Origin of the sequence: Thermogladius sp. KZ2Tp1 (assembly GCF_051131135.1) — an archaeon.
Classification (GTDB): Archaea; Thermoproteota; Thermoprotei_A; order Sulfolobales; family Desulfurococcaceae; genus Thermogladius.
In genome coordinates, this window is record NZ_CP151274.1 from 218,392 (window position 1) to 229,859 (window position 11,468).

Genomic DNA, 11,468 nt, shown 5'->3' on the forward strand with positions numbered 1-11,468 from the left:
CTCACACCCCAGCCTCCTCTACCTGGATGCTCGCCTCCATTGTATCGAGGTCTACGAGTGCGAAAGAGGACTTCCCGGTCAAGTAGCCGCAGGCCTCCCCCGGGTTCAAGACTAGCCTGCCCTGGAGCCTCTCCACCATCACCTTGTGGGTGTGGCCGAAGAACACCGCGTCTACCTCCACGCTTTTGGCTAGGTTTGTTACCAGGCTCTCCGTGTCCGCTACACCGCCGTAGCCGTGGAGTACGAGAATCCTCCTGCCGCCTAGCTCAATCATCTTCGGCCCGCTATACAGCTCCCAGCCGGCCTCGGAGAAGAGCTTTGCCAGTTGTAGGACGTCGCCGTCATTGTTGCCCAGGACACCTATTACCTTAACGCCTCTCAACGCATCCCGGAGGAGCCTTACCGCGAAAGGCGATATGATGTCGCCCAAGTGGATGACGGTCTCGACTCCAGCCTCCGTGATCCTCTCCGCGACCCTCTTTATAGCACGTATGTTATCGTGGGTATCACTAACCACTGCCACTCTCATGCCCGTCCCCCGTGAGGACCGTGATTGAGGAAAAAGTAGCTTCGATTTACTCTATCTTGACTTTGAACCCCTTCCTCTCAACCTTAGCCTTCTTTAATTTGACCTCCAGTATACCGTTCTTGTAAGAGGCCTTCGCAGACTCGGGGTCTACTTCAGTGGGTAAATTGACCTCCTTGTAGTACTTCCGGTTTGTGTCACTCGCTCTTATTATGAGCGTCTTTTTGTCCTCTCCAACCTCAACGCTGATCTTGTCCTTGTCAACGCCGGGCAGCTCGCACACCACCGTCACCTCATCGTCGCTCTCGAAAACGTCCACTAACGGCTCTCTCTCCTCGGTGATCATTGGCCTACCCTTAACTCGCTTAACGTTTCCGAACTCCTCAATTACCGGTTTACCGTCGGGTCCGATCGTCACCCTGAAGCCGTAAACGTAGGGACCATAGAGCTTAAACCCTCTCTTCTCCAGCTCTTTGGTGTCGAGCGGTGCTCGCTCGAACTCCCTGAATATCCTCTCGATGTCCTCCATCATCTCGTCAAACATCTCTTCGATGTACTTGAAGGGGTCTTCGAAGAACCTACGCCTCCTACGCCAGTAATCCCAGTCGTCGGACACAACTGTCACCCTACTGTCTACTTGTGTGCCAGAGAAGATTTATACCTATGTCTCGAGCTTCTTAAGCAAATCCAGGTATCCTATATAAGCGTTCACTTTGATAAGGCTTCATGGGGGCCGCTTTGAAGGTTGTGACAAAAGAGCTCAAGGTCTCGACGTCTAGCAGGTTTCAACTCGTTGACATAACCCGTGAAGTAGAGAGGGTCGTCGAAGACAGCGGGGTTAGAAACGGGCTTGCCCTCATTTTTGCCCCCCACGCTACTGCCGCTGTAGTTTTAAACGAGCACGAGGCCGGGCTGATAGAGGACATAATCCAGAAAATCGCCGAGTTCACCGAGCCGGGTCACAGCAAGTGGAGGCACAACATTATAGACGACAACGCCCACGCGCACATAGGGTCCGCTCTCTTCGGCCAAGAGAGGGTTTTGCCTGTTGTCAACGGTAGGCTGGTGAGGGGTACCTGGCAGAACGTGTTCCTCGTGGAGATGGACGGTCCCCGCAGAGAGAGGAGCGTGCTTGTCACGGTGATGGGTGAGTGAGTTGAGACTCTACACGGCCACCCCTGAAGAGATACGGGCCGGGGAGGTAACCGACATATACTTTGTCAGGAGCAAGCAGATCCTCGAGGCTAAAAAACTCGAGAAGAAGGTTAGAATAGAGTTCCACGTAATGAAGCTGCCCAGGGGCTACGATTGGGCCGTCTTCACTGGACTAGAGGAGGCTCTGTGGCTACTGAAAGACATGCCGGTCACAGTCTACAGCTTACCTGAGGGCACCCTGTTCAAGGCCGGCGAGCCCTTGATGCTCATCGAGGGCTACCTACACGACATCATCCTCTACGAGACCGCGCTACTCGGTATCCTCAGGCACTACTCCAGCATCTCGACGAAGGCTGCTAGGCTGAAGAGGCTGGCCATGGACAAAACGCTCCTCTTCTTCGGCCTGAGAGCGACGCACCCAGCCGTAGCGCCGATGATCGACAGGGCCGCGTACATAGGGGGGTTCGACGCTGTTTCGGGGGCTATGAGCAGGAAGTATCTCGGGGTCGAGCCCCAAGGGACAATGCCCCACGCTCTAATCATAGCGTTCGGCGAACAGAGGGCTGCCTGGAAGGCCTTCGACGAGGTGGTCGACAAGAGTGTGCCTCGTATAATGCTGGTGGACACCTTCTACGACGAGAGGATCGAGGCCGTAGAGGCCGCGAAGCTCCTAGGAGAGAGGCTCAGCGGCGTCAGGCTCGACACTCCTGGCTCGAGGAGAGGCAATATGAGGGCTATCGTCGAAGAGGTGAGGTGGACTCTCGACATCCTCGGGTTCAAGCACGTGAAGATCGTTGTGAGCGGCGGGATCGACGAGAAGGAGATCGTTGCCCTACGCGATGTAGTGGACGCCTTCGGGATCGGGACCAGTGTGGCTTCACCGCCGAGTGTCGACATCAGTGCCGACATCGTGGAGGTCTACGAGGAGGGTAGATGGAAGCCTGTTTCAAAGAGAGGTAAGCTACCGGGGGCTAAGCAGCTCTACAGGAAGAGGCCTGGCCTAAACGACAAGGTACTACTCCTAGAGTCCGGGGAGGCGCCTGAGGGGTACAAACCGATGCTCGCCAAGTACGTGGAGAACGGGAGGCTCTTGGTCGACAAGCTGCCGTCCCCGCAGGAGATTAGGGCTTACGTGCTGGAGCAGCTCAGGGAAGTCCCGGAGCCCGTGGTGAACTGAGCGGCTTTAGAGGGGCGCTACGCTAAAGGCTGTCCCCGGGCCCGATCACGTTTTCTGACCGCGTACTCGACCACCTCGTAGACGTTCTTGAACTCCTTGAAGACCCTTCCCGGGTTCCTCCAGGGGAAGTCGAAGAGTGACGAGAACGAGACCTTGTACAGCTCCACGTTTGGGGGGAGGTGGTTCCTCATAACGTAGAGGTTCTGCGCCTTGTCGTCCACGTATAGGACCCTCTCGGGTCTGTACCTGTCGATCAAGCTAGCAATGGCGTCGTGCCTGGTCGGGTAGTCCTCTCCGACAACTACCACCTCGTCGAAGAGGTCTATCAGCCCGTCGTAAGCCAGTCTCTCCCTCTTCAAGCCGTAGATGTCGTCCCTGTAGCCGACGTGGGCGATCACGACACCCTCTCTCCTCGCCTTCTTCAGCGACTCGACAACACCGGGCAGGACAACCGTCCTCTCGATCCTCCTCTCCCAGTACCTTGTGATCAGGTCGTCGAACAGCTCCTGTGTTAAGCGTGGTATGAACTTGAACCACCAGTCCTCCCTCATCAATCCGACCCCCTCGCTCAAGAACTCCGTGTACAACAAGAACTCCGCCTCCTCCCTCGTAATCCCGATCATTTCCTTCAGGTCCCTCATGTAGAAGTCGAATACACCCCTGTAACTGTCTACTAGGACCCCGTCATAGTCTAAAGCCAGCAGTACACTTGATGGATCCATAGGTGCCACGCTTGCTATACGACACGGTATTAGACCATTACTATTTAAGGCTTAGGAACAACTGCTACGCTGTCGTGGTAGGCAACAACCACGAGAGGTATGCTGTACTGTCTTACGTGAAGTACTGCCCTGGCAGTGCGGAGACCCCTTGGCGAGATAGCTTCTCGCGCTTAGAGCGGGTTGTGGCCAAGTACGACCCAGTCGAGGTCCGAAGGCGTGTCCTCAAGCAGGTATTCGTACCGTTCTACGACTCTGCCGTCCCCTGCGTCGGAGAACTCGAAATAGAGAGAGTGTACAACCCTGTGCTGAGGGCGCGCGAACTGTTGACCAGGGTCAGAGACAGGCTTGAGGTAGTTGCCGCCTCAATGACCCACGCACTACTCCAGGTGGCAGGCCTCGACAGCCTCGGCGTTACTGGCTCGGTGCTACCCTCTATACACAACCCCGAAACGAGCGACGTGGACATGGTCGTCTACGGCTGGCGCGACTCGGCCTCGGTGATCGAGTTCGTGTCGGAGAACAAGAGTCTCTTCCAACCGTTCAGTGAAACTAGACTACGCTCGTGGGCTGAGACCAACGCAGAGGCGACAAGCCTTACCAAAAGCGAGGTTCTGAAGTACTACCGGAATTACAGGAGGGGTGTTTTCCACGGCACAGAGTACTCGATCATCTACAACTCCGGAGTACCTGGTAGTCTCCTAAACCTCCCGTCTTTCAAGACTATGGGTATCGCTGCTGTTCAGGTCGACGTCGAAGGGGGTTTAGACGCGCTCAACTACCCTACTACTGGTAGGGTGACCAGGTGGAGGCAGGTGGAGGGGGCCACACCGCCGATGGACATACGCGAGGTGATGTCTTTCGAAGCCACGTATATTCCCCTATTCTACGAAGGGGGGAGGGCCGTTGCGAGAGGGCTGCTACAGTGCAGCGATACTGCTGGCTACTGCAGGGTCTTAGTTGGCGGTCAAGAGTATAGAGGGAGCGTTATATGGGTTGGTTGAAATGCGGGTCTTGGTAGTGCACGGGCTCAGGGGTCTCCACGCACTAGCACGCTTCGTGTGCTTAGCGTCCCTGAGGGAGGGCGTCAACGTCGTACACCTGGCGGGGGACGTAAAGAGCCCTAATACGGTGAGGTACCTCGCGGAGTCCTGTGGTCTAAGGGTTATGGGCTTCGCTGGCAGAATAGACGACGAGAGCGTTGTCAAGGCTTTCAAAGACTACGGGGAGTATGTTGAGTCGGTTGTGGTGGAACTGGGGGGTAAAAAGGTCCTTAACATCGGCTACAACCCGCTGCCCGAGAGACTTCGTAGTGTTGGGGAAGTAGACATACTCATAACCTACTTTGCCCCTCCCGAGTCTGTACAGCCGGGGCTCGCCCTGACTAGCCCGCTCGTGGACAGGGTGATCGCGAGGACTAAACCTAGCGGTGTGTTGATCACGAGCTGCAAAGAGACCAGACGCCTCGGCAGTTTCACATGTCTGGGCGAAGCACTGCGCGGGTTCTACGCGACCATCGACCTCGGCCCGCCAGAGCCCATAATTGTAACTAGCACGTTCTTAGATAGCCATTTACGACCGCAAATATGATTATATAATCCTCTATCCGTGTAAGGAGTTACCGTAAGGGCCCTGTAGGTGCTTAAGTATTGAGCCTGAGAAGGCTGTTCAACCCGGAGAGCATCGCTGTGATAGGTGCCAGTAGACACCCCGAGAAGATAGGTCATATCATCCTAAAGAACCTCGTTGATTACGGGTTCAAGGGAAGGCTGTACCCGGTCAACCCCGAGGCGGGGGAGATACTGGGCTTGAAAGCCTACAAGAGCGTTCTAGAAATAGAAGACGAAGTCGACGTGGCCATCATCACGGTACCCGCTGACAAGGTCCTTCAAGTAGCTGAAGAGTGTGGGAGGAAAGGCGTGAAGTTCCTGGTCGTGATAACCTCCGGGTTCTCCGAGGCAGGAAACGAGGAGGGCGAACGCAAACTCGTCGAGATCGCGAGGAGGTACGGCATGAGGGTTCTCGGTCCCAACATTTTCGGGTACGCTTACACGCCCAACAGAATCAACGCCACTTTCGGGCCGAAGGAGATAGCCCCCGGAGGTATATCGTTCCTGACGCAGAGTGGGGCACTCGGTATTGCGTTGATGGGTTGGACTCTAATGGAGGAGCTGGGCATGGCGGCCCTTGTGAGCCTCGGTAACATGAGCGACCTAGACATAGTGGAGATCTCGAAGTACCTAGCAGACGACGAGAACACTAAAGTGATCACAATTTACCTCGAGGGCCTGAAGCCAGCGTCGGGGAAGGTCTTCATCGAAGAGATGAGAAAAGTCGTCATGAAGAAGCCTGTGATCTTGATCAAAGCCGGAAAGTCTGCCAGGGGATCGGTAGCCGTCGCTAGCCACACCGGGAGCCTGGCGGGTAGCGGCAAAGTGTACGAGGCGGCTTTCAAGCAGGCAGGCATACTAGAGGCCGAAACCATAGAGGAGATGTTCGACTGGGCAAGGGCGTTCTCCCTGTTAGACCTCCCTAGAGGTGACCGGACGATCATACTCACAAACGGCGGGGGTGTAGGGGTCCTAGCCACGGATGCCGCCGAGTTCCACGGTGTTCACCTGATAGACCCCAGCAGCTCTCTCAAGGAGAAACTGAGGAAGACGATGCCATGGTTTGGAAGTGCCAGGAACCCGGTCGACCTGACAGGAGGGGCCGTAGCAGACAACTATGTACAGGCGTTAGAGATACTCGAGAACTCCGAGGAGGTCGACAACATCATAGTTCTGTACTGCCGGACTGCTGTTCTAGACCCGGTCGACCTGGCGAAGAGGTTGATAGAAGTGAGGAAGACGATGACGAAGCCGCTTATAGCTGGTTTTGTCGGGGGAGAGGACGTGGCAAAGGCCATCAAGTTGATGAACAAAAACGGTATCCCAGCCTACCCAAGCCCCGAGCGGGCTGTGGGCAGTCTAGCCGCTATGTTGAAGTACAAGAAGTTTAAGGAGAAACTCACTAGTGCTGCCTAGCCTGGTTCTAATCGTTTCCCCTCAACCTATTCCCGACCGTTTACCCCCCGTGGTCTACAGTCGCTGGCTCATTATTCGGCGCCCACTATTGTATGCAGCACGACAAGTCCACCTGGAGGTCGGCGTCTCCCAGGACGATAGCGTTGCTCTTAACGTCCACGAAGAAGTTGACGCCCCGGAACTCGACCCCGGCCTCCATCGCCTTTCGGACCGAGCGGCAGATCTCTTTATCCACCTCGCAGTAGAACTTGAACCCCCTGGCGTTGGGTATGCCTGCGATGAATACTATGATTGACCGAGTCCCCTGCCTCGCGAGTTCGGCGAGGTGCTCGATCTGCTGCCTACCTCTCTTGGTCGGGGCGTCGGGGTATGCGGCAAACCCTTCCTCCAGCCTCATCACGGCGCTCTTCAGCTCGACGAACGTGGCCTTACCCCGGCAGTCCAGCATAAGGTCTAGGACTGAGCTGCCTACCCTGGGGTTCCTCTTTGATATAGAGCACTCCGCAAGCCATGGGAGCCAGCCTAGGCGCACCGCCTCCGCAAAAGCCTCTTCTTGAAGTCTCGTGTCTATGAGCGCCGCGTATTCACCGTCTTCGACAGCCACGAGCCTCAGTGGGTGCTTACCGCCTCTTGCTCTCAAGCAGTAGCCGACTCTCCCCCTCGTCAGGTATCCTAGGAGTCTACCCGTGTTGTTGGTGTAGGCAGTAGCTAAGGAACCGCCGACCTCTACTTCGACCGTGAACCTCGTAGCCCTCTTAATGATGTAGCAACGCACTACGTCGCCCAGCATCAACACTTGAAGCAATTTGTCACCGGCTTAGGCTCGGTCGGCGTCTCATTACTTGATGCGACTACCCGGCCTAACGGGCTTTTCGACAGTTACGAGTACAGGTGTCTCGGTGTCTGTTGCCAGGATCATACCCTGGCTCTCGAGCCCGAAGATCTTCTTCGGCTTCAGGTTCGCGACTACGATCACGTACTTGTTTACGAAGTCCTCGGGCTTGTAGAACTCGGCTAGCCCCGCCACCACCTGTCTCTCGCCCAGCTCGCCGAGGTCGACGACCAGCTTGATCAACTTCTTACTACCCTGGACTCTCTCGGCGTGTCTCACTAGCCCTACTCTCAGGTCTAATTTAGCGAAGTCCTCGTACTCCACCACGTTGCTCAAACCGAGCACCACGTGAATGTATGTGGGTGTCGAGATAAATACACTTTTCCTCTCCTTCAAACTCCTCCTAGCTCATTCCTGCTACGATTCTTTTGTAGGCCTCTATGTAGTTGAACTGGTTGAGCCGGCGCATCATGTCCACGAATATTTCCGCCGGTGCCTTGTCCAACAACCCACCCCGGGCCTTCACGTGCCTTTCCACTTCCTCGTCAACGACTCGCGGTAGGTGTCTTCTAGCGACCTCGTACAGCCTGTTCAGCATGAGCTTCCCGTAGAGCAGTATCTCGTTCGCCTTCTCCACGAGCTTCCTCACGTCGTCACCCTCGAGAGCGTTGCCGGCCTCCGCCAGGAAAGTACTAAAGCGGACCCCGGTGGTCAGCTCGACTATAACCCCCTTGTACCTGTTCACGCTCAGTACCCCGCTGTGCTTGTACCCGGCAAGCCTCGCCACCCTGAGGACGTAAGCTGCTGTGCGAGGGTCTCTCGTGGACAAGTGTATGATGGGACCGGTCGCGTTAAGCCACAGCCTCCTGACGACCGGCTTCTTGAGTAGGGCGTCCAATTCCGAGTAGTCTAGCGGCACGTGTTTCTTGAGCACGATATTGCTTTCCTCTCTGCTCCACGGGTACTTGGAGTCGCTCACAACGATCCTCCCACTGCAACTACTCAGGGTGTAGATGTCCCTGTCGAGGTTGAACAACACGAGGACAGGCAGGAGGTCCTTGTCGAGGTACCCTATCTCTAAGTCCTCCCACAGCCTAGACCACAGCTGCCTCTTAAATTTGTACCACGACTTACTGTCGACGACCAAATACGCTCACTTATTTAACAGACATAACTACTAGAGGATATTAACCACCGACGGGGGCCGTGCGCTTGATCGGCATTGTTTACAGCGTCAACGACCCTGCGGGGGCGGGGGCTGCTGCTAGACTTGTCCGACTCGGCTTCAGGAGGGCGGAATGCCGTGCTGTAGAGTGCTGGTCTAGACCTGGAGTGACCGTTGCCGGTTTCGATAAGGACGTAATAGAGTTCGACTTCCTGGACGACGCCATGCCAGAGGCCGAGTACTTCATCGTACTGTCTAGGCACTCCTCACAAGCCGGTGTCAAGAGCTACACGGTTCACCACACAGGGAACTTCGGCGGAGAAGCCCTCTACGGGGGTAGACCTGGAGAGCTGGGCATCGCTAATCCAGCGGTGGCGTTCGGTCTCCTCAGGGAGCTGGTGAAGAGGGCGGGGGCGATGGGTAGACTAGACGAGTACAGGGTGAGCTACGAGGCCACGCACCACGGACCGACCAGCCTGAAGAAGCCGCTGACGTTCGTGGAGATCGGGAGCTCGCAAACCGAGTGGGCCGACGAAGTGAACCACGAGATATTAGCCGAGAGTGTAGCCGGCCTGCTCGAGAGCGGGCCCGCTGAGTGTAGGCCTGCGATCGGGATCGGGGGCGGGCACTACCCGTGGAAACACACAGAGTACTCGCTTAGAGAGAAGGTCTGCTTCGGGCACCTTCTGCCGAAGTACGCGATTGAGTACCTGTCAGCCGAGGTCCTGGAACAAATGATCGGGAGGACCTATGGGTCAGTCGAGCTCATCGTAGTGGAGAAGAAGAGCACTAGACTAGAGCACAGAGTGATGATAGAGTCGTTTGCGGACAGTAAGGGGCTGGAGGTCGTGTACATATAATAGGAGGACCTGTACACGCGTGCTAGCTAGTCGTCTAGACGCTCGGTATGCTCACTTGTACATCTTCGAAGTCCGTCCTCGCTAGTTTCTTCCAGACGAGCCTTAGAGTCATCACCTCGGGTCTTTGACCGGCCTGGAACCCCACGACCTCTTCCACTCTCCCACCTGGTGGTGGAGGAGTCACTCTCTTGACGCCTCTCACGAAGCCCTTCTCGAGGACTATCAGAATCGCCTCGTCAGGCAGTGTTTCTCCCACGTTGGCGATCTCGACTTTTAAGCCCAGATGCTTGTCGGCGACGACCGGGGCCACCCTAGTTACTTTGAGTGAGGCTCTCTTAATTTGGACGCTGCTCGATAACACATTGAGCACGAAAAGGGGGCTAAGACCCTCGTTAGAGAGCTCAAGCACCTTACAGAACTCGCTGTCTAGCTGAGTGTTCAACAGCCCCTTAGCTGTTAGCCTCCTCGTGCTGGAGCCGTTGCTAAGGGTCACATAGGTCGGGGCTGGGGAGTAGGCTACTATGTCGACTTTCGAACCGCCGTGTTCGCACAGCTCGCTCATCCTGAACCTCTCCCCCTTGTCCAACAGTAGCAAGCCCGAGTACTGCCTCAGCGTCGTGTAGGCTTCCGACTGGCTGTACGCGACGATAAAGCCTATAGACTTCAAGACGGCATCGCCGCCTCCCTCATGTCTGATGGTCATGTGGACGCGGGCCTTACTAACGGACTCGGGGGTGTTGAGCACGCTTTTTACGTCGTATATGAGCTTGTGCACGAACTTGCCTTCATGCCTTATCGAGACTGCCGGCTTGAACTCCTTCGAGACGTTAACACCGTTAACCTTCACTTTCCAGTCGATCCGCGGCGAGCTTGTTTCGACTAGTAGTTCGAGTATCGCGTACAGGGACTCGACCCCTACCGGTTTGGGGATGTCTATGGTGTGGCTTAGCTTGGAGCCCTCCGCGGTCGTCAACACCTTATTGACCTCTGTGAACACGTAGTGGAGGTCTGCGTTGAGGCTTCCCCTGTAGACCTCGCTAATAACCCCTATTGGCAACCAACACACCGAGTAATAATAAAGAGGGGGTTAGTTATTAGTCTTCAAGTATTGGAAACGAAATCAAGCCTACAACACGGTTCCGGGGAGTTAGGTTAATATCGTCGTTTAAACTAATCGTCACACGGGATGATGACGCCCTGCCGCTGGTTAGCAGCCGCAATGCCGTAGCATGAACCCCTGGCTGAGTCACCACGTCTCCTCCAGCTTTCTCAAGTCCCAGTGCCAGTCCTCGCCCTTCTCGCAGACCTCGTCGAGGACTTTCTCAAGGGCCTCGACAGGGTCCAGCCCACCGTTCAACACTAGCTCCATGACCTTACTGTAGTGGGCCTTGACCTCCTCGTAGTAGACCTCCAGCAACCTCCACGGTGGTTCTATTAGGGGGCCCTTCCCAACGCTCGGGCATATACTCGAGACTCTTACGACACGCTTATTCCCGGGGGATACCGGGATGAACGGGAATAGTCTGCACCTCATGGGCCTAGCAGGGTAGATGGAGCACGTGGGAATGCCGTTCTTGTACTCCAGGAAGACGCACTTGTTGTTCAAGCCCCTCAGGATAGGTATAGGCACGTAGTCGGCTACCACCACATAGACCTTCTTGCCCGCCAGCTCTCTCCAATCGACGCCCAGGTACTTGGATATGCGGCATATGTCGTACACTGTCAAAGAGACGTTGGGCCCGCTAGAGCAGCAAACACCGCTCCTCCCGCACTTGAACTGGATCTTGTCTCCCGGTCTGAGAAGCCTATCGGACAACTATCCTAACCTCTCTTAAACTTCCTAACGGGGCAGAACCCCCTGAGGGGGCAGGAGTAGCATGGAGACTCGCTAAGGGAGCCCAGGCTGTACTGTATGATGACATCCTCGTCGACGATCAGACCTTTGAGCGTCTTCCTTTCTTTCTTGCCCTCACCCGGCAACCGCTCCCGCCTTCGAGTAAGCTAATTC

15 protein-coding genes are annotated in these 11,468 nt (G+C 55.9%); 6 read left to right on the forward strand and 9 right to left on the reverse strand.

Annotated elements, in window-relative coordinates:
• Window position 1: 1 nt before the first annotated feature.
• Window positions 2-529 carry a metallophosphoesterase gene (locus WLZ34_RS01095; RefSeq protein ID WP_434731540.1) on the reverse strand — a complete coding sequence of 176 codons (528 nt, stop codon included), beginning with the start codon at window positions 527-529 and terminating at the stop codon, window positions 2-4.
• Window positions 530-575: 46 nt separating this feature from the next.
• Window positions 576-1,142 carry an archaeal heat shock protein Hsp20 gene (hsp20, locus tag WLZ34_RS01100; RefSeq protein ID WP_434731986.1) on the reverse strand — a complete coding sequence of 189 codons (567 nt, stop codon included), beginning with the start codon at window positions 1,140-1,142 and terminating at the stop codon, window positions 576-578.
• 122 nt (window positions 1,143-1,264) lie between these two features.
• Here hsp20 and WLZ34_RS01105 point away from each other — a divergent pair, with 122 nt between their 5' ends.
• On the forward strand, window positions 1,265-1,681 hold the full coding sequence (locus WLZ34_RS01105) for a secondary thiamine-phosphate synthase enzyme YjbQ (RefSeq protein WP_434731541.1): 417 nt from the start codon (window positions 1,265-1,267) through the stop codon (window positions 1,679-1,681).
• 1 nt (window position 1,682) lies between these two features.
• On the forward strand, window positions 1,683-2,858 hold the full coding sequence (locus WLZ34_RS01110; RefSeq protein ID WP_434731542.1) for a nicotinate phosphoribosyltransferase: 1,176 nt from the start codon (window positions 1,683-1,685) through the stop codon (window positions 2,856-2,858).
• A gap of 17 nt (window positions 2,859-2,875) precedes the next feature.
• On the opposite strand, the gene WLZ34_RS01115 is transcribed toward WLZ34_RS01110, so the two are convergent.
• Window positions 2,876-3,580, reverse strand: a complete 705-nt coding sequence (locus tag WLZ34_RS01115; RefSeq protein WP_434731543.1) for an HAD family hydrolase — start codon at window positions 3,578-3,580, stop codon at window positions 2,876-2,878.
• A gap of 2 nt (window positions 3,581-3,582) precedes the next feature.
• On the opposite strand from WLZ34_RS01115, the gene WLZ34_RS01120 reads away from it, so the two are divergent.
• From WLZ34_RS01120 to WLZ34_RS01130, 3 genes are read left to right on the forward strand one after another with little or no spacing between them, the layout of a single operon-like run.
• Window positions 3,583-4,581, forward strand: coding sequence for a hypothetical protein (locus WLZ34_RS01120; RefSeq protein ID WP_434731544.1), 999 nt, complete (start codon window positions 3,583-3,585; stop codon window positions 4,579-4,581).
• 1 nt (window position 4,582) lies between these two features.
• Window positions 4,583-5,167, forward strand: a complete 585-nt coding sequence (locus WLZ34_RS01125) for a hypothetical protein (protein WP_434731545.1) — start codon at window positions 4,583-4,585, stop codon at window positions 5,165-5,167.
• Window positions 5,168-5,226: 59 nt separating this feature from the next.
• Window positions 5,227-6,603: an acetate--CoA ligase family protein gene (locus WLZ34_RS01130; protein WP_434731546.1), complete on the forward strand. Its 1,377-nt coding sequence runs from the start codon at window positions 5,227-5,229 to the stop codon at window positions 6,601-6,603.
• Between the two features lie 85 nt (window positions 6,604-6,688).
• On the opposite strand, the gene sfsA is transcribed toward WLZ34_RS01130, so the two are convergent.
• The 3 genes from sfsA to WLZ34_RS01145 form a co-directional block, all read right to left on the reverse strand.
• Window positions 6,689-7,399 carry a DNA/RNA nuclease SfsA gene (gene sfsA / locus WLZ34_RS01135; RefSeq protein ID WP_434731987.1) on the reverse strand — a complete coding sequence of 237 codons (711 nt, stop codon included), beginning with the start codon at window positions 7,397-7,399 and terminating at the stop codon, window positions 6,689-6,691.
• Between the two features lie 42 nt (window positions 7,400-7,441).
• Window positions 7,442-7,771 carry a methionine--tRNA ligase subunit beta gene (gene metG / locus WLZ34_RS01140; RefSeq protein WP_434731547.1) on the reverse strand — a complete coding sequence of 110 codons (330 nt, stop codon included), beginning with the start codon at window positions 7,769-7,771 and terminating at the stop codon, window positions 7,442-7,444.
• A 67-nt stretch (window positions 7,772-7,838) separates the two neighbouring features.
• A complete protein-coding gene (locus WLZ34_RS01145; RefSeq protein ID WP_434731548.1) occupies window positions 7,839-8,582 on the reverse strand; it encodes a tRNA(Phe) 7-((3-amino-3-carboxypropyl)-4-demethylwyosine(37)-N(4))-methyltransferase in 744 nt (247 codons plus the stop codon).
• Between the two features lie 59 nt (window positions 8,583-8,641).
• Here WLZ34_RS01145 and WLZ34_RS01150 point away from each other — a divergent pair, with 59 nt between their 5' ends.
• Window positions 8,642-9,460: a D-aminoacyl-tRNA deacylase gene (locus WLZ34_RS01150; protein ID WP_434731549.1), complete on the forward strand. Its 819-nt coding sequence runs from the start codon at window positions 8,642-8,644 to the stop codon at window positions 9,458-9,460.
• Between the two features lie 34 nt (window positions 9,461-9,494).
• Here WLZ34_RS01150 and WLZ34_RS01155 read toward each other — a convergent pair whose 3' ends face one another.
• The 3 genes from WLZ34_RS01155 to WLZ34_RS01165 form a co-directional block, all read right to left on the reverse strand.
• Window positions 9,495-10,517 carry a hypothetical protein gene (locus tag WLZ34_RS01155; protein ID WP_434731550.1) on the reverse strand — a complete coding sequence of 341 codons (1,023 nt, stop codon included), beginning with the start codon at window positions 10,515-10,517 and terminating at the stop codon, window positions 9,495-9,497.
• Window positions 10,518-10,706: 189 nt separating this feature from the next.
• Window positions 10,707-11,276 (reverse strand): YkgJ family cysteine cluster protein, encoded by a 570-nt coding sequence (locus tag WLZ34_RS01160; protein WP_434731551.1) that lies wholly within the window; start codon window positions 11,274-11,276, stop codon window positions 10,707-10,709.
• Between the two features lie 5 nt (window positions 11,277-11,281).
• Window positions 11,282-11,440 carry a hypothetical protein gene (locus WLZ34_RS01165; RefSeq protein ID WP_434731552.1) on the reverse strand — a complete coding sequence of 53 codons (159 nt, stop codon included), beginning with the start codon at window positions 11,438-11,440 and terminating at the stop codon, window positions 11,282-11,284.
• Between the last annotated feature and the right edge of the window lie 28 nt (window positions 11,441-11,468).